21 protein-coding genes are annotated in these 21,584 nt (G+C 58.2%); 11 read left to right on the forward strand and 10 right to left on the reverse strand.

All coding sequences use genetic code 11. The annotated features are described in order from the left end of the window. Positions 1–62 precede the first annotated feature (62 nt). A complete protein-coding gene (locus IEW73_RS10800) occupies positions 63–686 on the forward strand; it encodes a TetR/AcrR family transcriptional regulator (protein ID WP_188674436.1) in 624 nt (207 codons plus the stop codon). Here IEW73_RS10800 and trhA read toward each other — a convergent pair. Next, entirely contained in the window at positions 683–1,309 is a 627-nt protein-coding gene (trhA, locus tag IEW73_RS10805; RefSeq protein WP_188675106.1) for a PAQR family membrane homeostasis protein TrhA, read from the reverse strand. The genes IEW73_RS10800 and trhA overlap by 4 nt on opposite strands. Before the next feature lie 222 nt (positions 1,310–1,531). Between trhA and IEW73_RS10810 the strand changes: the two genes are divergently transcribed. Beyond that, on the forward strand, positions 1,532–2,296 hold the full coding sequence (locus tag IEW73_RS10810; protein ID WP_241012268.1) for an isoprenyl transferase: 765 nt from the start codon (positions 1,532–1,534) through the stop codon (positions 2,294–2,296). A 21-nt stretch (positions 2,297–2,317) separates the two neighbouring features. Here IEW73_RS10810 and coaA read toward each other — a convergent pair whose 3' ends face one another. After that, on the reverse strand, positions 2,318–3,241 hold the full coding sequence (gene coaA, locus IEW73_RS10815) for a type I pantothenate kinase (RefSeq protein ID WP_188674442.1): 924 nt from the start codon (positions 3,239–3,241) through the stop codon (positions 2,318–2,320). 346 nt (positions 3,242–3,587) lie between these two features. Between coaA and IEW73_RS10820 the strand changes: the two genes are divergently transcribed. The 6 genes from IEW73_RS10820 (at position 3,588) to phoH2 (ending at position 11,241) form a co-directional block, all read left to right on the forward strand. Continuing rightward, on the forward strand, positions 3,588–4,034 hold the full coding sequence (locus IEW73_RS10820; RefSeq protein ID WP_206050392.1) for a YbhB/YbcL family Raf kinase inhibitor-like protein: 447 nt from the start codon (positions 3,588–3,590) through the stop codon (positions 4,032–4,034). Between the two features lie 62 nt (positions 4,035–4,096). After that, on the forward strand, positions 4,097–5,053 hold the full coding sequence (locus IEW73_RS10825; protein ID WP_188674448.1) for a hypothetical protein: 957 nt from the start codon (positions 4,097–4,099) through the stop codon (positions 5,051–5,053). Beyond that, positions 5,050–6,321, forward strand: coding sequence for a methyltransferase family protein (locus IEW73_RS10830; RefSeq protein WP_188674451.1), 1,272 nt, complete (start codon positions 5,050–5,052; stop codon positions 6,319–6,321). The genes IEW73_RS10825 and IEW73_RS10830 overlap by 4 nt, the downstream gene beginning before the upstream one ends. A gap of 608 nt (positions 6,322–6,929) precedes the next feature. Beyond that, a complete protein-coding gene (locus IEW73_RS10835; protein ID WP_188674454.1) occupies positions 6,930–8,171 on the forward strand; it encodes a DUF885 domain-containing protein in 1,242 nt (413 codons plus the stop codon). A gap of 159 nt (positions 8,172–8,330) precedes the next feature. Beyond that, on the forward strand, positions 8,331–9,632 hold the full coding sequence (gene glyA, locus IEW73_RS10840; RefSeq protein ID WP_188674457.1) for a serine hydroxymethyltransferase: 1,302 nt from the start codon (positions 8,331–8,333) through the stop codon (positions 9,630–9,632). A gap of 304 nt (positions 9,633–9,936) precedes the next feature. Further along, positions 9,937–11,241 (forward strand): RNA 5'-3' helicase PhoH2, encoded by a 1,305-nt coding sequence (phoH2, locus tag IEW73_RS10845; protein WP_188674460.1) that lies wholly within the window; start codon positions 9,937–9,939, stop codon positions 11,239–11,241. A gap of 56 nt (positions 11,242–11,297) precedes the next feature. Here phoH2 and IEW73_RS10850 read toward each other — a convergent pair whose 3' ends face one another. From IEW73_RS10850 to glpX, 3 genes are all read right to left on the reverse strand, one after another. Next, positions 11,298–11,558: a hypothetical protein gene (locus IEW73_RS10850; protein ID WP_188674463.1), complete on the reverse strand. Its 261-nt coding sequence runs from the start codon at positions 11,556–11,558 to the stop codon at positions 11,298–11,300. Positions 11,559–11,725: 167 nt separating this feature from the next. Continuing rightward, the gene (locus IEW73_RS10855) at positions 11,726–13,117 is read right to left on the reverse strand and encodes a class II fumarate hydratase (protein ID WP_188674466.1); all 1,392 of its coding nucleotides are present in this window, start codon (positions 13,115–13,117) and stop codon (positions 11,726–11,728) included. Between the two features lie 162 nt (positions 13,118–13,279). Then, on the reverse strand, positions 13,280–14,338 hold the full coding sequence (gene glpX, locus IEW73_RS10860) for a class II fructose-bisphosphatase (protein ID WP_188674469.1): 1,059 nt from the start codon (positions 14,336–14,338) through the stop codon (positions 13,280–13,282). Between the two features lie 191 nt (positions 14,339–14,529). On the opposite strand from glpX, the gene IEW73_RS10865 reads away from it, so the two are divergent. Continuing rightward, positions 14,530–15,087, forward strand: coding sequence for a DUF4245 domain-containing protein (locus IEW73_RS10865; RefSeq protein ID WP_188674472.1), 558 nt, complete (start codon positions 14,530–14,532; stop codon positions 15,085–15,087). Positions 15,088–15,093: 6 nt separating this feature from the next. Here IEW73_RS10865 and IEW73_RS10870 read toward each other — a convergent pair whose 3' ends face one another. The 3 genes from IEW73_RS10870 to IEW73_RS10880 all read right to left on the reverse strand — a co-directional run bounded on the left by IEW73_RS10870 (position 15,094) and on the right by IEW73_RS10880 (position 17,376). Then, on the reverse strand, positions 15,094–15,363 hold the full coding sequence (locus IEW73_RS10870) for an exodeoxyribonuclease VII small subunit (RefSeq protein WP_188674475.1): 270 nt from the start codon (positions 15,361–15,363) through the stop codon (positions 15,094–15,096). A gap of 83 nt (positions 15,364–15,446) precedes the next feature. After that, positions 15,447–16,706, reverse strand: a complete 1,260-nt coding sequence (gene xseA, locus IEW73_RS10875; protein WP_188674478.1) for an exodeoxyribonuclease VII large subunit — start codon at positions 16,704–16,706, stop codon at positions 15,447–15,449. A 49-nt stretch (positions 16,707–16,755) separates the two neighbouring features. After that, positions 16,756–17,376 (reverse strand): lipid droplet-associated protein, encoded by a 621-nt coding sequence (locus tag IEW73_RS10880; protein ID WP_188674482.1) that lies wholly within the window; start codon positions 17,374–17,376, stop codon positions 16,756–16,758. A 90-nt stretch (positions 17,377–17,466) separates the two neighbouring features. Here IEW73_RS10880 and IEW73_RS10885 point away from each other — a divergent pair, with 90 nt between their 5' ends. Next, on the forward strand, positions 17,467–18,480 hold the full coding sequence (locus IEW73_RS10885) for a 4-hydroxy-3-methylbut-2-enyl diphosphate reductase (protein WP_188674485.1): 1,014 nt from the start codon (positions 17,467–17,469) through the stop codon (positions 18,478–18,480). Between the two features lie 103 nt (positions 18,481–18,583). Here the strand turns inward: IEW73_RS10885 and IEW73_RS10890 are convergent, their stop codons facing one another. Both IEW73_RS10890 and IEW73_RS10895 read right to left on the reverse strand, forming a co-directional pair. Beyond that, the gene (locus IEW73_RS10890; protein WP_188674488.1) at positions 18,584–19,117 is read right to left on the reverse strand and encodes a DUF6542 domain-containing protein; all 534 of its coding nucleotides are present in this window, start codon (positions 19,115–19,117) and stop codon (positions 18,584–18,586) included. Positions 19,118–19,140: 23 nt separating this feature from the next. After that, on the reverse strand, positions 19,141–20,328 hold the full coding sequence (locus IEW73_RS10895) for a DNA recombination protein RmuC (protein WP_188674491.1): 1,188 nt from the start codon (positions 20,326–20,328) through the stop codon (positions 19,141–19,143). 64 nt (positions 20,329–20,392) lie between these two features. Between IEW73_RS10895 and IEW73_RS10900 the strand changes: the two genes are divergently transcribed. After that, positions 20,393–21,550 carry an exonuclease SbcCD subunit D gene (locus tag IEW73_RS10900; protein ID WP_188674494.1) on the forward strand — a complete coding sequence of 386 codons (1,158 nt, stop codon included), beginning with the start codon at positions 20,393–20,395 and terminating at the stop codon, positions 21,548–21,550. Positions 21,551–21,584: the final 34 nt, after the last annotated feature.

A 21,584-nucleotide genomic window follows, 5' to 3' on the forward strand; every position in this document is an offset into this window, starting at 1 on the left:
CGATACTCGCGTGTAAAGTGAAACTGCAAGTGACTTTCAGAAATTTGTAAGATGGAGCAGTGATGGACGATCAGCCGCAAGTAAAACCCTCACTGCGGGAGCGAAAAAAGGCCGCAACGATGCGCACAATCCAGGCCGTCGCCCTCGACCTGTTTGATGCGAACGGATACACCGCCGTCACGGTCGATCAGATCGCGGAAGCGGCAGGCGTGTCGCCAAGTTCGGTTTATCGCTACTTCGGCACCAAAGAGCGCCTTGTCCTTCATGACGAATACGACCCGCAACTATTCGGGTTGCTCGCCGACGCTGACGGCGATCTGGCTGACATCCTCTCGGCAATGCGCCAGGGAATTGTCCACATCACGCGTGCATGGTCCGCGAAAGATGAAGCGGATGTGCGCAGGAGAATGGGCTATATCTTGACGGAACCCGATGTCTTCTCGGCAATGCTGCGCGACCAAAGCGAGTTTGAGGGCGCACTTCGCGGGATGCTCGCCCCGCGTATTTCGACGACTTCTACGCAACATGCCGGGCTGGTGCACTATATGGTCGCGTCAACTTTGGTCGGAGGGCTCACATCGACGCTGTACTACTGGGCTGAGTCCGGATACACCCATTGCCTCGCCGATCTTCTCGACGAGGCAATGGGTGGTGTCATTCGCTCTGTTGAAGCCCTGGTGCGTTAGTTGAGGGCAATCAGCCAGACGGCTACGTAGTGACAGATCGCGGCAATCACTGTCGCGGCGTGGAAAAATTCATGATGGCCAAAAGTTGTGGGCCACGGGTTCGGCCATTTTGTGGCGTAGAGAACCGCTCCAACGCTGTAGAGGACACCGCCGACGGCAAGGAGTACGAGCGAGGTCACGCCCGCGTTTGCCACCAGGTCGGGGATGACGAACGCGACAACCCAGCCGAGCATGATGTACAGGGGTACTGCGAACCATGACGGTGACGTCGGCCACAGCATCTTCAGCGCGACGCCAGCAAGCGCTCCGCCCCAGACGATCGAGAGCACAATTCGGCCAGTTTCAGGCGACAGTGCAAGCATGCCGAACGGCGTGTAGCTACCTGCGATAAACAGGAAGATCATGGAGTGGTCGGCGCGCTTCATCCAGATTCGTTTGGATGGCGACTTCCATGTGACGCGGTGATAGAGGGCGCTGACGCCGAAAATCCCCCATATTGTCACGCTGTATATGGCGACCGCCACGGTTGCGCGGGGTTCGGCTACGGCGGCTACCACGGAGATGAGGACGACGCCGGCGATGATTGATACTGCAAATGCGTAGAGGTGAATCCATCCACGCATGCGGGGTTTGACCGGGGATAGGGCCTCTACAATGGCGGACAAGTGGCACCTCGCTTTCAGTTTTGGGGCTTCAACCCTTACCTACGGTACCGTAGGTTACGCGCCAGTAACTTATAGTGTGGCTCGGTTAACACCCTGAAATATGATTGTCCTCCACAGAGTCGCATCCCGGAAACGATCAAGCGGCGTAGGCTGCTAAACCGTGGTGATGCTTCCGTGAAACTGCCGTCCGCAACGGTCTACCGAGTGTACGAGCGACGACTCCTCCGTCGCCTCGACACAATGCAAAGGCCCAAGCACATTGCTGTCCTCTGCGACGGCAACAGGCGGTGGGCACGAGCTGCCGGGTTCACCGACGTTAGCCACGGCTATCGCATGGGCGCACGCAAGATCGCTGAAATGCTGGAATGGTGCGAAGAAGCAGGCGTCGGACTAACGACGATCTACCTTCTCTCGACGGAGAATCTCCACCGTGATCCCGAGGAACTAGCAGCCCTCCTGGAAATCATCACCGACGTCGTCGAAGAAATCTCCGGCCCCGATAAGAACTGGCGCGTTCGCATCGTCGGTGCGATGGAGCTACTACCTGACGCAGCAGCCACCCGTCTCCTCGACGCGGCAGCGCGCACGCGGGAACGCACTGGCACACACGTCAATGTCGCAGTTGGCTACGGTGGGAGACAAGAAATCTCCGACGCCGTTCGTGCACTGCTGGCACGCAAGATCGCTGAAGGAAAAACCGGTGAGGAACTCGTCAACTCCGTCACCGTAGAGGGAATCGCGGACCACCTCTACACCTCGGGACAACCAGACCCAGACCTAGTTATTCGCACGTCGGGGGAGCAACGCCTTTCCGGGTTCTTACTCTGGCAAAGCGCCTACTCAGAAATCTGGTTCACAGAGGCCTACTGGCCCGAGTTTCGACGCGTCGACTTTCTCCGAGCGCTACGAGACTACGGCGCCAGGCATCGCAGGTTCGGTAAGTAGCCCGCTCGAGTTTGCCCCGAATTAGAGCTTGCGCAGCCGCAAACGATTAATGCGGTGGGTGTTGTCCTTGCGCAAAACAAGAGTGGCTCGCGGCCGCGTAGGAAGAATATTGTCAACCAGGTTCGGGTGGTTGATGGTCGACCAGATTTCCTCCGCCTTGGCGCGCGCCTCTGTGTCATTCAACGTCGAGTAGTGGTGGAAGTGCGAGCGAGGATCCGCGAAGGCCGTCTTGCGCAAAGTGAGGAACCGTTGGATGTACCAATTCTCGATATCCTCGATCTTGGCATCGACATAGATGGAGAAGTCGAACAGATCCGACACCATTAGCGTTGGTCCGGTCTGGAGGACGTTCAACCCCTCGATGATCAAGATGTCGGGTTGGCGGACCACATGGCGCGCCCCGGCGATGATGTCGTAAGCGTGGTGCGAGTACACCGGGGCTGCCACTTCTGCCGCTCCGGACTTCACCTCGGTGACGAAGCGAAGAAGGGCCCGCCGGTCATAGCTATCGGGAAAACCTTTGCGGTGCATCATATTGCGCCGCTGCAGCTCCTTGGTGGGGTACAGGAATCCGTCAGTTGTCACGAGGTCGACCCGTGGGTGCGTTTCCCACCGCGCCAGGAGCGCCTGAAGCACGCGGGCTGTGGTGGATTTGCCGACTGCGACGCTACCGGCGACACCGATGACGAAGGGCACCTGCTGGTCGGGGTGGGCTTCGCCCAGGAATGTTGCGGTCGCAGCGAATAAGCGTTGGCGGGCTGTGACTTGGAGATGAATCAACCGCGAGAGAGGCAAGTAGACTTCCTCCACCTCGGCAAGGTCTATTTGCTCGCCAAGTCCGCGTAGGCCCCGCAGCTCTTCCTCGGTGAGCACCATCGGTTGAGATTTTCGCAGCGCACGCCACTGCTCGCGGTTAAACGCCACATAAGGGCTTGGTTCGCTCACTGCCGACGATCCATGTTCGTTGCGATGGTGCAGTAACCCCGTGCACCGATGTTCGACTTGATCGTCGCCCTCCTCAACTGCGTACGTCCATTCGTGCAATCCCGGTGCCGCACAATCGGAATGTGTTGCCGATCGTGAGATCCTACCTTGCAGTAGAACGGTGCGGTCGTTGAGCTGATACTAGCCCTACGGCGCGTGGGGGTTTTCAGGGTTCGGAACATTCTCGGTGCTGCGGTGGAGGAATCTTGTAAATGCAGTTCATCGAGGCTGACGGGCTGGCCTTACACAAACTGATATAGCTGCGGGCGGGGTGGGATGTGATGGAATGGGTGCAGGAGGTGTGACAATGCAGATCAAAGATTTGACGATCACCAGCCCAGATATCGGTGCGGACGGATGGCTCAGCGACCGTCACGCACTCGAAGGTGGCAACATTCCACCCCGAATGCGGATCAGCGGAGTTCCAGAGGATGCCGTCGAGCTTGCGGTGATCTGCCATGATCCGGATGCCCCACTACCGCACGGGTTTACGCACTGGGCGTTGTACGGAGTGCCGACTGACACCACAGAGATTGGACCTCAGTCGACGTTCCGGTCAGGACTCAACGACTTCCGCAAGGAAGGTTATGGGGGTCCTCGGCCACCTGTAGGCCACGGTCGCCATTACTACTACTTCTGGGTGTACGCGCTCAGCCGCCCGGTAAGAGGGACACCAGCCCGGCAAGAGTTCCTCGAAGGGTACGCGGACGCGATCATCGAGCAGAACCGCATCGTCGGCGTGTATGAGCGGTGATTCCACTCCCTGGCAGCGATAAAACCTCACGCGTACATGTCGAGTTGTGATCAACTACGACAGTGACGGATACAGAACCAAGAAGTCCTGAGACGCCCCGGCCCCGTCCGGGGCGTTCGCAGTGGACGCTCGTTTCTCTCATACTCATCTTCACCATCACGGTGACCCTGCTCAAGCTTGTCAGCGATGCAGGGCTGGGGCAGACGGCAGCGTTTTATATCGGAATCCCTGCGATCCTCGCGATTATGCTTGCACTGTCGGCGCCTGCGCGAAGCACTTACGGCGTCGTCCTCAAAGGCACCACGATCTTTCTGCTGCTGTCGATGATCCTGGCAGGCGAAGGGTTAGTGTGCATTCTTTTCGCGGCACCAATCGTTTACGCCACCGTCGTGGCTATCGCGGTGCCCATCGACTACGCGCGCAAAAGAAACGGACGCGCACACGTTGTGGTTGTCCCAGCAGTGCTGATTGGGATCCTCGCCATGGAAGGCACTGCGCCAGTCTTCACGCCGCCATCAAAGTCGACAGTCACCGCGACTTCAGTGGTGACTGCTTCAGCGGCGGACGTCGCCGCCGCGATCGACCGTCCGCTCGACTTCGCTGGAACACACCGACCCGCAGTGCTTCGGGTAGGTTTTCCTGAGCCAATTGCTGAATCGGTTGATGGTGTTCAACTTGGAGACAGGCGGGTTGTCACCTTCGCCGGTGCCAATCCCCGCCCCGCACTAATGAAGCAACACCACTGGGGGCACGGGGATTCGGAAGTCACGTTCGCCATCGAGGACCGCACAGATGAGTCAGTTACGTTTCGGACAGTCAGTGACACGACCCCGATCGCATCATGGCTGGCGTGGGAAAGCTCGGAAGTTCGTTGGCAACCGATCGATAAGGACCACACGGAAATCACATGGGAGATCACCTACAACCGTGAACTCGCACCGAGCTGGTATTTCGGTCCGCTGCAGCGGTACTTCACCAGCAAGAGCGCCGAGTACCTGATCTCTGCTCTGGACTTATGACCCCAGATTTCGACATTTCGCTTTTGCGGTCGGCAACAGTGCTGGCGCCGGTATTGCTTGCGGGGGCGCTGCTGCTGACAGGTCCGACAGCGCGGGTCAAGGCGGCGGCCGCTTTGGCAACACTATGGAATGCTGTCGGCCTGATCCTGGTGAACGCCGTCGCCGTTGCAGTTGGCTGGTGGACATTCGGTACAACGGGTGCAATGTGGTCGGGTGTGCCAGTTGATGTCGTGCTTGGATGGGCTGTCCTCTGGGGTGCGGTGCCTGTCCTGTTGGCCAGATGGGTGCCACTGTTTGCGACCGCGGTGGTGCTTGTCGTTGCAGACCTTCTCGCGATGCCTTATCTCAGCCCTCTCGTCGTGTTGTCAAAGGACTGGCTCTACGGCGAAGTTGCAGCCTGCGCGCTATGTCTTGGTCCCGGTCTGCTGCTCGGGTACCTCACCTACACAAGAAAACTGCTGACTGTTCGGGTCGCCCTCCAGGCCGTTGTGTTCACCACCCTTTTGATCGTCATTCTGCCGTCGGTGGCTTTCGCGCTCACGGACCGAAGCTGGTCCGAAGCGCTGTCTCGTGTGGGCGGCCCGGGCGACATGATCCTTGTTCAGGTGCTAGTCATCGTTGGGATCGCCGGTCTGCGTGCGGTTGCCGAGTTCGCTCGAGCTGGTGGCACTCCGTTTCCGTGGGACCCGCCGCAGCGACTCGTCACACACGGGCCCTACGCTTATGTCGCCAACCCCATGCAACTCAGCACGGTGCTTATCCTCTTGCTGATGGCGGCAATTCTGCGCGAACCGATACTGATCGCCGTGGCAATCGGGGTGATAGCGTTCAGCTGGTCAATAGCCCGGATAGATGAGCATGCTGACCTGCGCAAAAGGTTCGGGACGGTGTGGGACGAGTATCGGAACACCGTTCGTGACTGGCTGCCGCGGTGGCGACCTTCGCCCGCGCTTCCAGTCGGAACGGTTTTCATTGCGCGCCAATGCCACCCCTGTTCGGAGCTCAGTGAATGGGTGAACCAACGATCGCCAGTCAACCTCGCTGTTACTGCGGCCGAAGATCACCGAGAGTTACTCATTCGAATGCGATACGAAACGCAGAACAGGCACTCTTCTGGCGTCCGAGCGTTCGCCGATGTGTGCAACCACCTCAACCTCGGTTGGGCAGTACTCGGTTGGATACTCCGTGTGCGACCAGTCGGTGCTTTAGTGCAGTTAGTCGTCGACGCCGTGGGTGGCGGTCCGCGTGAACTGCGCCGCGCGGAATAGCGCATGCCAGTATTGACAGGAACCATGCCACCCAGAATGTGTGGGCCAGTGCGCGTCATGCACGGAGTTTGTTTATGTCAATACTGCTGACCAGCGGTGGTTCAGCGGCATTTCGGATGTGTGGACTTATCAGCTGAAGCCGAAGCCGAAACCTCCGCCGGCCTGGACGTCGAGGAAGAATTTCCACAGGGTTAACGCCACCTGTAAGAACAGATCTGCATCGAACATGGCGGATCTCCTTGATTTATGTGCGGTCACGAAAAGTGACCTATTTCAATTCCACCACTTGCAGAAGATCATTTCCAGTAGTCAGCGGCTCCGTTAATTACCGACGGGGTGTTAGGGCTGTAGGTGCGTCGCGAGAACCGCGTGTGCCCCGAACGCCTGTTGGTGGTGGCGGGCAAATTCGTAACGTGCGTTCTCGGCTGCTGCGATGGTCAATCGGGTTTTGATAGGCGAACCAGATCTAACGGGTGTAGATAGCGCGTGGATATGATCAACGAACTCCGCGTCCCACCGCGACGGCGGGACGCCTGCCCGCACGGCGAGGCTGCATGACGTCATCACTAAAGGTCACTCCCACGCAACTGCAGCTACAGTTGATCTTTATGACTGTGTCGACTGCTGATGTGCCCCCGGTTGATATGTCCCCGATTGTGCGCGATTACCTCCTTCTAGGGTTGCGTTTCGATCGGCTTGAAGACGGTTTCGTTGATGCGTATACGGGCGATCCAGCGTTGCGTCGAAGTGTCGAAAACGCGCCGACTCCGGTACCTCAGGATTTGGCAGTTGAGGCTCGTCGAATCTTGGCGGCGTTGCCTAGTAGTGGTCTCGCGCCGCGTCGGCAGGAGTTCATCGCGTCTCATGTTCGTGCGCTTGAGTGTTCCGCGCGTAAGTTCGCTGGTGAAGACGTCGGATTTATTGACGAGGTGGATGCGTATTTTGATGTGCGCATCGAGTTGGCGGATGAGGAGACCTATCGACAGGCTCACCGCGACATCAGTGCTTTGATGCCTGGGTCCGGAGATCTGGGCGACCGGATGCGTAGTCACCGAATGGGGGAGGAACTTCCGCCAGAACGCCTCAACGATTGTGTCGACGCGTTTGCCGGTGCTCTGCGCGAACGGGTGCGGAATCAATTCGGGCTGCCCGTGCAGGAACAGGTGAGCTTCGAAGTTGTCACCGACAAGCCATGGTCGGGTTTTAACTACTACCTTGGCGACTTCAAATCCACAGTTGCCATTAACGCTGACCTCCGTCAGCACACGTCATCGTTGCCGCACCTTATTGCGCACGAAGCGTATCCCGGACACCACACTGAGCATTGTCACAAGGATTTGTCTCTCGTTGCACCGGGCGAGGCCGAGCACACGATTTTTCTTGTCAATACGCCTCAGTGCTTGATGGCCGAAGGGCTCGCCGATCTCGCGTTGGGTGCCGTTGTGGGACCTGGCTGGGGTGTGTGGGCTCAGGAAATTTACGCCGACTTAGGTATCAGGTTCGACGGGGAACGCGCTGAACGAGTGGCGGCAGCGACGGCTGGGTTGCTGACGGTTCGGCAAGACGCCGCGATACTGCTCCACGACAGGGGCCGCAGCGCTGACGAAGTAGCTGAGTTCCTACAGCGGTGGCTCCTCCTCACTCCGCAGCGGGCGCGTCAAACTTTAAAGTTCCTTACCTCTCCGCTCTGGCGGGCTTACGTGACAACGTATGTCGAGGGGTATCAGTTGCTGAAGGCATGGCTCGAGCAGGGACCCGATACCCCGGATGCTGCTGCCGAACGATTTACGCGGCTGCTCGACGAACCGCTTATCCCGTCACAATTGCGACGCGACCTCACTCGCGCATAGAACCGGCGTCTTGGTGATTTCCGCCGTGGGTGACATGTTCCGTACACTTGGACGGGCTTGACCTCCGCGGTGTCGTTGCACCGAGTTGGTCACGGGCCGCTTTGTATGGCTGGCCACCGCACGGCCGAAAACTGGGTACCACAATCGGGAGATTCGCTGATGACTGCTGCATCTGTTGCCGCCTCGAGCTTTACCGCACCGCTCGCCGAGGTCGATCCTGACGTCGCGGCTGCAATGGCAGGCGAACTTGCCCGGCAGCGCGAAACGCTGGAAATGATCGCGTCCGAAAACTTTGTGCCCAGGGCGGTGCTTCAAGCTCAGGGATCGGTGCTGACCAACAAGTACGCCGAGGGGTACCCAGGTCGGCGCTACTACGGCGGTTGTGAGCACGTTGACATTGTGGAGAACCTAGCGCGCGATCGCGCTAAGGCCCTCTTCGGCGCTGAGTTTGCGAATGTTCAACCGCACGCTGGTGCGCAAGCAAACGCTGCCGTCCTCCACGCGTTGATGAAACCTGGTGAGCGGCTGCTCGGTCTTGACCTTGCGCACGGTGGCCACCTTACCCACGGTATGCGTTTGAACTTCTCGGGAAAACTGTACGAAGTTGGGTTCTACGGTGTTGACCCGACCACGTTCCGCATCGACATGGATGCAGTGCGCAAGCAGGCACTCGAGTTTCAGCCGAAGGTGATCGTTGCAGGTTGGTCGGCTTACCCTCGCCAGCAGGATTTCGCTGCTTTCCGTTCCATCGCTGACGAGGTTGGCGCGCGGCTGTGGGTAGACATGGCGCACTTTGCCGGGCTTGTTGCTGCGGATCTACACCCGTCACCGGTTCCGCACGCCGACATCGTGTCGACCACGGTTCACAAGACTCTGGGTGGTCCCCGCTCCGGTCTGATCATGGGCACAAAGGAATGGGAAAAGCCGATCAACTCGGCAGTGTTCCCAGGCCAGCAGGGCGGACCTTTGATGCACGCCATTGCAGCGAAAGCTGTCGCTTTCAAGATCGCGGCGTCCGAGGAGTTTGCGCAGCGCCAGCAACGCACCCTGTCGGGCGCAAAGATCATTGCAGAGCGCCTCACCCACGCGGATGTGGCCGACAAGGGCATCACAGTGCTCACCGGTGGCACTGACGTTCACCTTGTGCTCGTTGACCTGCGAAACTCTGATCTTGATGGCAAGCAAGGCGAAGACTTGCTGCACGAGGCTGGTATCACGGTTAACCGAAATGCTGTGCCGTTCGACCCACGCCCACCGATGGTGACGTCAGGGTTGCGCATCGGCACAGCAGCGTTGGCTACACGAGGCTTCGGTGACGACGAATTCACCAAGGTTGCCGACATCATCGCCGCAGCCCTTACCGGTGCGCGTGACGTTGAACAATTGCGCTCTGAAGTCACCAACTTGGCCAAGGATTTCCCACTATATGAGGGTCTCGAAGACTGGCGCCTGATCGGCTAGGCGTCGCGTGTCGCTGTTAGGGCCACTCAATACAGCCTGTGAGCTGGGACTTTTCTAGGGTTCGGTGACGGTTCACCCAACATTAACTATTTGCGTCGACCTGCCGTGCATCTCGAATGTACCGTCGTAAATGTAGGCGTAATCATCGCCTGCCTGGGAGGTCCTATCAGTGCTTGCGAATCGTGTAGCCGCGATCGTAGCGGGAGGGCCGGCACCTGGCCCTCGTGGGCGTATCGCGCCCACATAGGTCAGTCCGGCCACTGCGAAGTCACCCACACCGGTGCCCGTGGGTGGAGGAGCTCAAGTGACTGTGAGCGAATTGGCGACATCAGCACGCACATATGTCCTGGACACTTCCGTGTTGCTGTCCGACCCGAGAGCCATTTTGCGCTTCGACGAGCACCACATCGTTTTGCCGCTCGTCGTCATTGGCGAACTTGAAGCCAAACGCCACCATCCCGAGCTTGGGTGGTTTGCGCGCGAGTCATTGCGAATGCTGGAGGACCTCCGCGCAGAGTTCGGACGACTGGACGAACCAATTCCGATTGGCGACCAAGGCGGCACCATCCGGGTGGAGCTCAACCACGTTGACCCAGCGGTACTGCCTAGTGGGTTCCGGACCGGCACCAATGATTCGCGCATTCTTGCTTGCGCCCTCAATCTCGCTGCCGATGGCGCCGACGTAGTGCTGGTGAGTAAGGACATCCCGCTGCGAGTCAAAGCGGGCGCAGTGGGACTTCAAGCGGAGGAGTACCAGGCCCACAACATCGTCATTTCAGGTTGGACTGGGATGACTGAGCTGGACGTGGACCGCGAAACGATCGACGCGCTGTTTACCCACGGAGAAGTCGAACACAGCGATATTGGGGACTTGCCCTGCCATACGGGGGTACGACTCCTATCGCCGCAGTCGAGTGCCCTCGGGCGCGTCACACCGGACAAAAAGCTGCAACTGGTTCGCGGCGATAGGGAAGCGTTCGGCTTGCGAGGCAGGTCCGCAGAACAAAGGATTGCTCTCGACATCTTGCTGGACGAGAGCGTCGGCATCGTGTCACTTGGCGGTCGTGCAGGCACGGGCAAATCTGCGTTGGCGCTGTGTGCGGGACTTGAGGCAGTTCTGGAACAGGGAAGTCACCGCAAGGTTGTGGTCTTCCGTCCGCTGTATGCGGTCGGCGGGCAAGAACTGGGCTACCTGCCTGGTTCGGAGAATGAAAAGATGGGGCCGTGGGCACAGGCGGTTTTCGACACGCTCGAAGGCCTCGCTAGCCCGAACGTAATTGAGGAAGTGTTGTCGAGGGGGATGCTGGAAGTCTTGCCGCTCACCCATATTCGGGGACGCAGCCTCCACGACTCGTTTGTGATCGTCGATGAGGCGCAGTCGCTCGAACGCAATGTTTTGCTGACAGTGCTGTCTCGTCTCGGAACAGGGTCTCGAGTGGTGCTTACACACGATGTGGCGCAGCGTGACAATTTGCGCGTGGGTCGATTCGACGGTGTGGCCGCGGTGATCGAGAAGCTCAAAGGGCACCCGTTATTCGCGCACGTGACACTCAGCCGAAGTGAGCGCTCCCCAATTGCGGCGCTGGTGACGGAGATGCTCGAACACTAATCAGACGCGAACTGGGGGCACCCGCCCGTGCGGGTACCCCCAGTGTCAGCGCGTGATTACTCGCCGTCTGTCACTTCTGGATCAGTGACCTCTGGAACCTCAGGCACCTCTGGCACCTCTGGGTCTAGATCTACAGGTGGCTCACCGAATGACATCGTGTCAAGCTGCTCAAGGCTGCCGGACTCACTGATCCCGCCCAGCAATGAATCGAGCAACCCTGTGGTGACGTCACCGAAGATGTCACCAAACATTTCGCCGATGAGTTCTCCACCAATGGCGTCGAATATTCCTAGGCCTGCAAATACATCGTCCAGCATTTCCCTGCTCCATCCGTTGAACTTTGACACACCGATCCGCAGGACCGATCAAGACATTCGTAACACGGACGGAGCGGAGATGTCAGCTTTCGAGGCTCGCTGCAACAGAAGTGAAACCCGTTGTTATGAAACGGTTCTCACCCTGTTGCAGCATTGTCGCCTGGAGACTATTTGACCTTCGCCATCGCGAGGACGTCGAGTCGTTTATCGAGTTCTTCCTCAGACAGTTTCTCGGGCACGAGTCCGCGATCAAGCACCGTCTGACGGATCGTCTTCTTTTCCTTCAGTGCTTCCTTCGCGACAGCCGCAGCTTCTTCGTACCCGATGGCGCTGTTCAGCGGTGTCACAATTGACGGTGAGGACTCGGCGAGTTCCTTCAAACGGTCAGCGTTTGCGACGAGGCCGATGATGCACTTGTCGGCGAACAAGCGGGAAACATTGGCGAGCAGTGTGAATGACTCAAGAATGTTGCGCGCCATCATCGGGATGTACACATTCAACTCGAACGCGCCATTGCCGCCGCCCCACGTGATTGCGGCGTCATTGCCAATGACCTGCGCCGCAACCTGGGTCACAGCTTCGGGAAGTACAGGGTTAACCTTGCCCGGCATAATCGACGAACCTGGCTGTAGGTCAGGCAACTGAATCTCACCCAAGCCAGTCAGTGGACCTGATCCCATCCAGCGCACGTCGTTGGCGATCTTTGTCAACGACACTGCGATGGTCTTCAGTGCCCCGGATGCCTCAACCAGGCCGTCGCGGGCAGCTTGCGCCTCGAAGTGATCCAACGACTCACGAAGCTCCGACAGACCGGTTGACTTCTTGAGTTCTTCCACAACCTTTGTGCCGAAGCCGTCGGGAGCGTTTAGTCCACTGCCGACCGCCGTGCCGCCGATAGGCAATTCACCCAAACGAGGCAGTGTTGCCTGCACACGCTCAATGCCAGCTTCGATCTGACGGGCGTACCCGCCGAACTCCTGCCCCAATGTCACGGGGACAGCGTCCATGAGGTGTGTGCGACCAGACTTGACTACGTGCTTCCACTCTTCAGCCTTGTCAGCGAGAGCCTTGTGTAGGTATTCCAGCGCTGGGATTAGCGTTGCGACGGCAGACTCAGTTGCCGCAAGATGCGTGGCGGTGGGGAACGTGTCATTCGATGACTGCGACATGTTCACATGGTCGTTGGGGTGCACAGTGACGCCGTTGAGCGCAGCAATTGACGCAATAACCTCATTGCTGTTCATGTTCGAGCTAGTCCCTGAACCCGTCTGGAAGACGTCGATAGGGAACTGGTCGTCGTGCTTACCTTCGGCGATCTCGTTGGCTGCAGCCACAATGGCGTCCGCCTGCTCGGCGGGCAACAATCCCAGATCCTTATTCACCTGAGCGCAAGCAGCCTTCAAAAGGCCCATGGCACGCACTTGGGTGCGCTCAAGGCCTCGCCCGCTAATGGGGAAGTTTTCAACCGCACGCTGCGTTTGCGCACGCCACAGTGCGTCTATGGGGACTCGTACTTCGCCCATTGTGTCGTGCTCGATGCGGTACTGCTGGTCAGCCACGGTGCCTCCGGGGGATGTTGTCGATTGACGCTGTTATCACAAATTATGGGTGCCACGATGCGCTTGACGTGGCTATATCGATTGAGTTGTGGTGGTACCGGTCACGAACAGTACCAACGCGGTACTCGAGCCACCGGCGCCACCCTTACTCACGGCTCAAATTCACGGTAGGGGAGGAAACGCTGCCCCGTCACCCTCAAAATCGATGCTCGAATATTCCCGCAACTTGGTGAGGCGATGATATGCCTCAATCATGCGGACCGTCCCCGACTTTGAACGCATCACGATCGACTGCGTTGTTGCCCCACCTGCCCGGTAACGAACGCCCCGCAGCAGATCACCATCGGTAATTCCCGTCGCGACGAAAAAGACATTGTCGCCAGAAACCAAATCGTCAGTTGTGAGGATCTGGTCGAGGTCATAGCCGCGGTCAAGAGCACGTTGGCGTTCTTCGTCATCCTTGGGTGCCAAGCGTCCCTGCAAAGTACCGCCGAGACAGCGCATCGCTGCTGCGGCAATGATGCCCTCGGGCGTACCACCGATTCCCATGAGCAAGTCGGTGCCAGAATCGGGTCGCGCCGTCGCGATTGCACCAGCAACGTCACCATCGGAGATCAGTCGAATGCGCGCACCAGTGTCGCGGACCTCAGCAATAAGCTGGGCATGTCGAGGTCTATCAAGAATGCACACCACAACATCGTTGACGCTTGACTTGTGAGCCTTCGCGACGCGCTGAATATTTGCCTTCACTGGGGCTGTGATGTCAATGACATCCGCCGCGTCTGGACCTGCAGCGATCTTGTCCATGTAGAACACCGCAGACGGGTCGAACATAGCGCCCCGCTCCGACACCGCGAGAACAGAAATGGCGTTCGGCATACCCTTCGCCATCAAAGTCGTTCCATCGATCGGGTCAACCGCAACGTCTACCTCAGGGCCGTCACCATTGCCGACAACTTCTCCGTTGTACAGCATGGGGGCCTCATCTTTTTCGCCCTCACCGATCACAACCGTGCCTTGCATTGACACGGTGCTGACAAGTTGCCGCATCGCATCCACAGCGGCACCGTCGCCGCCTTCTTTTTCACCTTTGCCCACCCAACGGCCAGCAGCCATAGCCGCAGCTTCGGTGACACGCACGAGTTCCAATGCGAGGTTCCGGTCAGGTGTGATGGGCAGATTGCCCACGATTCTTCCAGCGTTTCCGGACGTCGTCGTCATGGACGAGTTGCCTCCCTTAAGGATTAAGCCGAGGCCCCGACAACTGTCGAAGCTGAGCCTCAGTGTCACATTGTGCTGCTAAAGCATTCTTCCAGAGAAACTGTCCGCCGTGGTGCGCCGGGCGCATGTTGTGCCTCGCCGAATTGCCGCCGATGTGAGAGTCGGACCAACTTTTTGGAATACTGGGCATCGTGGCGTCAGACAAACCGAGAATTTTGCAGAACAGTCGAGACATGCTCTTGACGATGGTCCCGCTTGTCATCATCATCCTCATTTTTGCTGGAATGACGGGCCTATGGAGCAGAGACGCCCCGCAAGGACCCGTCGTGACCATCAACGCTGACCTAGCGCTTGAATACGACGCCAGTATTCTCGACTTTCCCATTCGGATCCCCGATGTTCGAGATGAATGGCAACCCAATTCGGGCAACCGGACAAGTCTTGAAAACGAAGGTGGCGGCACCGTCACCTGGATCGGATACGTCACCGACGGCAGCCTCTACCTGCGGTTCAGCCAATCCGACATCAGTGAGCAACGGCTCGTTGGCTACCACCTTGGGGAATTCCAAAACCAAGTGGGTTCGTCCAATGCCGGAGGAACAGAGTGGGGCATCTACGAAGCTGTAAATGGTGAACCGATCTGGGTGACAGACCTCGGCGACGTACGCATCGGTATGACAGGCAGCGCTACTGCAGCCCAGTTTGAAGAAATGGCCGAACTTGTCACTGAAGCTGAACCGGTGAGCTAAGCCGAGTTACTCGGAGCTGGTTGTTTCTTCCGTCCCGGATTCTTCGCGTTGAGCAATCGCGGACTCGATTCGTTGGCGCGCCCCGGTGAGATGCTCCTCACATCGGTCGGCTAGCAATTCGCCGCGTTCCCAAAGACTTATGGACGTGTCGAGATCAAGTCCACCCATTTCGAGCGTGCGCACTACATCAGCAAGTTCATCCCTGGCCTGCTCGTAGCCCAAGGTGGACACCGATGGTCGTGCCTGTATCGACGCTGCATCCGCGGGTGAGTTCATTTTCGCTCCTTCGTTGAACTGTCTGTCACAAGAACGTGCCGCAGTTGTGGGCACGTGAGTTTCTCTACGCCTTGTTCGAGGCTTTATTCGGGTCCAGCCGAGGTTGCGCGCAGAACACCATCCGACACACGTACCCGCAATTTAGCCCCAGCAGGAGCGGCATCAACCGCCGTGACGACGTGAGATGCGCCGTCATCATCGACGGCCTGGACAACCGCATACCCACGGGCGAGGGTGGCCGCCGGGCCAAGCGCTGACAGTCGAGAGCGCAAACTTTGGATGTCCGAGACGGCGCGATCAATGCTGCGAACAACATCGCGACGCGCAGAATCACGCAACCGTGCAACATCCTCTGCGCGCTGCGTGATCGCAGCATGCGGATCAGCAAGAACAGGACGGGTCCGCAACTGAATCAGAAGGCGTTGCTCACGGGTCACCCACGTTCTCAGAGCCGCCGCGCTCCGGTCCCGAAGTTCGCGAACAAGTGCCCGTTCAGCAACTACATCGGGGACAACCCGCTTCGCCGCGTCAGTTGGCGTTGCAGCACGCAAATCCGCAACATAGTCACACACAGGGTTATCCGGTTCGTGACCAATCGCCGACACCACTGGGGTAGTTGCCGACACGATCGCGCGGCACAAAGTCTCGTCCGAAAACGGCAACAAATCTTCGACGCTGCCGCCGCCACGAGCGATGATGATGACATCGATAGTTGGATCAGCATCAAGCTCAATCAATGCTTCGACAATCTGCGCGACAGCACCCGCGCCTTGCACAGCCGTATTGCGCACCTCAAATTGCACTTCGGGCCACCGTCTCCGAGAAACGGATAAAACATCCCGTTCCGCAGCGCTAGCCCTACCCGTGATAAGGCCGATGCGTCCAGGAAGGAACGGCAGCGGCCTCTTCAGTCGGGGATCAAACAGTCCCTCCGCTTTGAGAAGGGCTTTCAAACGCTCGATTCGTGCGAGCAATTCGCCAATACCCACGGCACGAATCTCAGTCACGTGCAGCGAAAACGTGCCCCTGCCGGTATAGAAACTCGGCTTTCCCCACACCACAACCCGGCTGCCTTCGGTTAGTTCAACCGGAGCTTCCGAAAACAGGCGAGGAGAACACGTGACATTCAACGACACGTCAGCCGACGGGTCACGCAATGTCAAAAAAGCCGTACGTGTGCCGGGGCGGCGACTCAACTGCGTGATCTGCCCTTCGACCCACACACCACCTAGGCGCTCGATCCACTGCTTAATCTTCGTGGAGACCACACGAACAGGCCATGGGTCATCTGCGGTGCTCGCGCCCCCCGCGGTCACGTCACCAGATGTTTGTGGTGTGCTCATCGTTTGCACAGTACAAGGTTGTACCGACAGATATGGCGTGCCAATCAGATCACTTCATCACCGTGGTGATCCTGTTAGCCAACATCGTTTGGAATGGCGCACGGCGGAACTTCTGCTCCTCGTACTGCAACAAGTCCGCTAGATCTTCGACCGAGAACTGGCGTAGGCGGGCGCGCAGTTGAGCCAAAGTCAAGGTGTCGTAGTTGACGCGCTCGGCAACCTTCGGTGTAGCAACGTCTGCCGGGTCAACCGATGCAGCTTGCGATTCTGCTGCCTCTTGCGGTGCCGAGACCGGTGAATTCGCAGGATTAACAACTGGTGCGGAATACAAAGCAAAACGGCCGTTAGGCGACGACGACGAAGCGCCAGCGGCAACAGCCTTGGGTGCCGACTGAGAACCTGAACGCTCAAGAGTCTGAACAGGCTCACGATCCTCGTCGAAGGTCACCCACGTAGGTTCATCCTGAGGGGGATAGAGCCACTCGAAAGCTTGGTCGCCTTTAATTGCGAGTTCAGTCACCTTCTGCTGAAGACGCATCGACGTTTGCAGAACTTGACTAATCGCGGTCATAGGGAAAGTTGCGGCGGTTGTAGGCAGGCGGCGTGTCTCTTCAACGACGGTTAGCGCAAGTCCAGCCGCAACACGGGCAGCAAATGGGGGACGTCTCATGTTTCAAGCGTGCCCTATGTTTGGCGTTATCTCTAGCAGATACTCACCGACGTGTCGCACTAACATGGTGCCGCCACGTACCCTGTAGGCATGTCGTCGGCAGTAAATATGGGAATTCCAGGGTCCGTCAGCAGAACAACGTCATCCGCTGAGGGCAAACGCGTGCTGCTCGCGGAACCTCGGGGGTACTGCGCCGGTGTTGATCGTGCGGTCGAAACCGTGGAACAAGCGCTCGATAAATTCGGCGCCCCTGTATATGTGCGCAAACAAATCGTGCACAACAAACACGTGGTCGAGACGCTGTCCGACCGCGGAGCCATCTTCGTTGAAGAAGTAGACGAAGTTCCAGAAGGCGCCATCGTTGTCTTTTCTGCACACGGCGTGGCACCCGTCGTGCACGAAGAGTCCGCGAAACGGAATCTGCACGCCATTGACGCAACATGTCCGCTTGTGACCAAGGTTCACCAAGAGGCGAAGCGATTCGCTCGCGACGACTACGACATCCTCCTCATCGGCCACGAAGGGCACGAAGAAGTTGAGGGCACCGCCGGGGAAGCACCGGAGCACGTGCAGCTCGTGGACGGACCGAATTCCGTCGACAAGGTCGTCGTCAGGGACGAGAGCCGCGTGGTGTGGTTGTCGCAAACCACTTTGAGCGTCGATGAAACGATGGAAACTGTGCGACGCCTTCGCGAGAAGTTCCCAAGTCTGCAGGATCCTCCAAGTGATGACATCTGTTACGCCACCCAAAATCGGCAAGTTGCGGTCAAAGCCATGGCCCCCGAATGCGACCTCGTCATCGTTGTGGGCTCGCGCAATTCATCGAACTCGGTGCGGCTTGTCGAGGTGGCACTAGACGCAGGTGCCAAGTCGGCATACCTGGTGGACTATGCAAAAGAAATCGACAGCGCATGGCTCGATGGTGTTAACACGGTAGGTATTACGTCTGGAGCTTCGGTACCGGAGATCCTCGTTGACGGTGTTATCGAGTTTCTCGCCTCACACGGGTTCGGCTCTTTGCAGTCAGTCACCACCGCTAACGAAACCTTGGTGTTTGCGTTGCCTCGTGAGCTTCGGGCTCCGCGTAAGGCGAACAACACATAGCGAAAATCAAGAAAGCCCCCGGGACGCCGATTTGGCGTGGTCGGGGGCTTTCTTAATTAACCTCGGCGTGTTGAGCTGGCTTTGCGCCTGGGGTGGGCTGGCTTTACGCCTGGGGTGGGCGAGGGCGCTGCTCCGCTGGAGGCGTACCCATGGTGCGCTGCTGCGATGTAGGTCGGTTGACTCGTCGTGGTGTTGAGTTGTCGTCCTTGCTTGCAGTGAAGAGTCTGACCCCACCAATCACGACAACTACGGCTGCAGTGAACAGCATGAGTGGAAAACTTGTGACAAGTGGCAGCACTAGGTCAATGATCCGAGTTCGAAGCCCGCCCGGGCTTTCCGGCACGATCAGTTGATATCCCAGAGGTATCGCCGCGAACAGCAGCAACGGCGGCTGTGCCATGGCGGTAAATAGGGCTCGCTGCTGGACGGCGAGCACGGCAGCCACACATCCGAGGAAGTAGAACGCACTAAACACCATCGTAAGTTCGTCGCCACGCATGGCGTCGAACAAGAATCCGATGACACTGACGCCTACTGCGATCAGGATCGCACCCCACCAGGGGGCTCCGACGCGGCGTGGCGACACGGAACGCAGTTCTGGCGGTACTGACACGGGGGCGGGTCGAGATTCTGGCACCCTCGCACCATACCGCCCCACCGTCAATTGACCTCTCTTGAACCGGCCTGCGTTAGGTAAATCTCAGGATCTGATACTCCGCGGGGCAAGGTGTCGACCGTATTCACGGACGGCGGCTCTGAATCGAATGCCGGTAGTTCATGAAGTTTGCGGGCCGTGACGAGCACACGCGATTCCATCGAAGACACCGTCGAGTTGAATGCATCGACCGATTTTCCGAGTTGGCCGCCCAACCTATCCATGTGCGTGGCCAGCACTCCAAGTCGACTGTAGAGATCGCGGCCGAGTTGGTGAATCTTAGCCGCATCACGCGAGAGAGCTTCCTGCTTCCACGTGTGAGCGATTGTCCGCAGCAGCGCAACAAGCGTCGTAGGCGTAGCAAGAATGACGTTCTTCGAAAATGCCAGCTCCAGCAGATCCGGGTCGGCTGACATTGCCCCATCAAGGAACGGGTCACCAGGAATGAACAGCACCACAAACTCTGGCGTCGTAGCAAAAGCATTCCAATACGACTTTGAGGACAACTGCAAGATATGAGTTTTCAACTGCGAAGCGTGTTTGCGCAGGAGCGCGGTCTGGTCTGCGTCGTTGTCCGCTTCAAGCGCCTCAAGATAAGCACTCAATGGTGCTTTAGCGTCCACCACAATGTTTTTTCCACCCGCGAGCCGCACGACAAGGTCCGGACGCACGGACCGCGGCTCATTTTCGCCATCGTGACTGGCATGTGCCTGCGTGGAGAAGTCGCAATGCTCTCGCATGCCTGCGATCTCAACTACACGCTGAAGTTGGATTTCACCCCATCGCCCTCGTACTTGCGGCGCCCGAAGTGCTTGGACAAGCTGACCGGTGTGGGTATTGAGCGTGTGTGAAATCTGCTGCATCCCTGATACCTGTTCGATCAGACCTGCATACGCGGAGATGCGGCTCTTTTCGACTTGGTGCACATGCTCAGCGAGAGTCCCCACAGCGTCGCGCAATGGGGCGACTACGTGAGAGACCTGCTCAGTAAGCAAACCAGACTGGCGTTTCGCGGAGTCTTCATTGGCGGCGTTGAGAGAGTCGCGAAGCAACCTCTCTGAGTCCTTAATTGCCTGCAGTTTCGCCTCTGCATACGCAACTCGGGTGCCATTGCGACTAGTGCTGAGTAGCCAACCAATCAGCCCACCAAGAAACAGTGCGATAAGGACCATAACGAAGGTCAAAGCGTTCATGGGGGCCATCATGTCTTACGCCTCTGACAAGAACTGTCAGGTACGTGGTCTAGTCTCGTGCACCATGAGGATATTGCACACATCCGATTGGCATATCGGTCGCACATTTCATGGTGTTGACCTGCTAGATGACCAGCGCGCGGTACTTGCTCGAATCGCGGAAATCGTGGCGGAGAACTCCGTCGATGTTGTTGTGATGTCTGGTGATCTGTACGACCGAGCGATGCCCAGTGCGGACGCTATTCGAGTGTGTGCAGATGCGTTTGTTCAGATTCGTGACGCGGGTGCGCAGATCATTGCAACCTCGGGCAACCACGATTCTGCGACGAGGGTGGGCTCTGGGGCCGCGTTCACCGCAGCGGGAGGGCTGCATCTGAAAACTCGTGTGTCTGAGATCGACACTCCGGTTGTGCTTAACGATGAGTACGGCCCAGTGGCGTTTTATGCGATCCCGTACCTCGAACCTGATGTGGTTCGAGGGGAGCTTGGCTGCGTTGACGAGAGATCCCATCATGCTGTGGTCGATGCCGCGATGGGGCGAATACGGGCAAACATCGAACAGCGTCGAAACAACTCCCAGGGTAGGGCTATTCGCACCTTTGTCAGTGCCCACGCATTCGTGGTGGGCGCGCATCCGTCTGAGTCGGAACGCACCATCAGCGTAGGAGGTGTGGAAACAGTGCCCCAGTCAGTGTTCGACGGGGTTGACTATGTGGCATTGGGTCATCTTCATACGCCACAGAAGCTTTCCGAGACTGTGCGCTATTCGGGCAGCCCACTTCCGTACTCCTTTGGTGAACGCAGCCACCATAAGGCCGTCTGGCTGATCGACTTTGGGGAAACTGGAGTGACGGACATTCGTGCCGTCAACCTTCCTGTCGTGCGACCCCTAAGTGAGGTGCGGGGAGAGCTGGCTGATCTGCTGGCGGACCCAAACCTTACTGACATAGTGGGCCACTACATTTCTGCTGTGCTCACCGACCCTGTTCGGCCAACCGATGCCATGCGTGCCCTTAGGCAGCGTTTTCCCCACACAGTTCGACTGACGTGGGAACGCCCACACGAGGGCGAAAAAGTTGGGTACAGGGAACGAATGCGCGGAGTGACTGACCGCGAAGCCGCACGCCGGTTCCTCATCGACACCTGGAAGGAACCCGAAGACGCTGACCTATCGCTCATCGAGGAAGCCTTCGCGTCTGTCGCGGCAGCAACGGACGACTGAGTACATGCACTTTTTCCACGCGGTGCCACGGTTG

Source organism: Hoyosella rhizosphaerae (assembly GCF_014643175.1).
In the GTDB taxonomy this organism is placed as follows: Bacteria; Actinomycetota; Actinomycetes; order Mycobacteriales; family Mycobacteriaceae; genus Lolliginicoccus; species Lolliginicoccus rhizosphaerae.

What these genes read in the sequence shown, in the direction of transcription:
- IEW73_RS10800 (WP_188674436.1), top strand. Translation starts at nt 63, where the DNA reads ATGGACGATCAGCCGCAAGTAAAACCCTCACTGCGGGAGCGAAAAAAG.
- trhA (WP_188675106.1), bottom strand. Translation starts at nt 1,309, where the DNA reads ATGCGTGGATGGATTCACCTCTACGCATTTGCAGTATCAATCATCGCC.
- IEW73_RS10820 (WP_206050392.1), top strand. Translation starts at nt 3,588, where the DNA reads ATGCAGATCAAAGATTTGACGATCACCAGCCCAGATATCGGTGCGGAC.
- IEW73_RS10830 (WP_188674451.1), top strand. Translation starts at nt 5,050, where the DNA reads ATGACCCCAGATTTCGACATTTCGCTTTTGCGGTCGGCAACAGTGCTG.
- IEW73_RS10835 (WP_188674454.1), top strand. Translation starts at nt 6,930, where the DNA reads ATGACTGTGTCGACTGCTGATGTGCCCCCGGTTGATATGTCCCCGATT.
- glyA (WP_188674457.1), top strand. Translation starts at nt 8,331, where the DNA reads ATGACTGCTGCATCTGTTGCCGCCTCGAGCTTTACCGCACCGCTCGCC.
- IEW73_RS10850 (WP_188674463.1), bottom strand. Translation starts at nt 11,558, where the DNA reads ATGCTGGACGATGTATTTGCAGGCCTAGGAATATTCGACGCCATTGGT.
- glpX (WP_188674469.1), bottom strand. Translation starts at nt 14,338, where the DNA reads ATGACGACGACGTCCGGAAACGCTGGAAGAATCGTGGGCAATCTGCCC.
- IEW73_RS10870 (WP_188674475.1), bottom strand. Translation starts at nt 15,363, where the DNA reads ATGAACTCACCCGCGGATGCAGCGTCGATACAGGCACGACCATCGGTG.
- xseA (WP_188674478.1), bottom strand. Translation starts at nt 16,706, where the DNA reads ATGAGCACACCACAAACATCTGGTGACGTGACCGCGGGGGGCGCGAGC.
- IEW73_RS10880 (WP_188674482.1), bottom strand. Translation starts at nt 17,376, where the DNA reads ATGAGACGTCCCCCATTTGCTGCCCGTGTTGCGGCTGGACTTGCGCTA.
- IEW73_RS10885 (WP_188674485.1), top strand. Translation starts at nt 17,467, where the DNA reads ATGTCGTCGGCAGTAAATATGGGAATTCCAGGGTCCGTCAGCAGAACA.
- IEW73_RS10895 (WP_188674491.1), bottom strand. Translation starts at nt 20,328, where the DNA reads ATGAACGCTTTGACCTTCGTTATGGTCCTTATCGCACTGTTTCTTGGT.
- IEW73_RS10900 (WP_188674494.1), top strand. Translation starts at nt 20,393, where the DNA reads ATGAGGATATTGCACACATCCGATTGGCATATCGGTCGCACATTTCAT.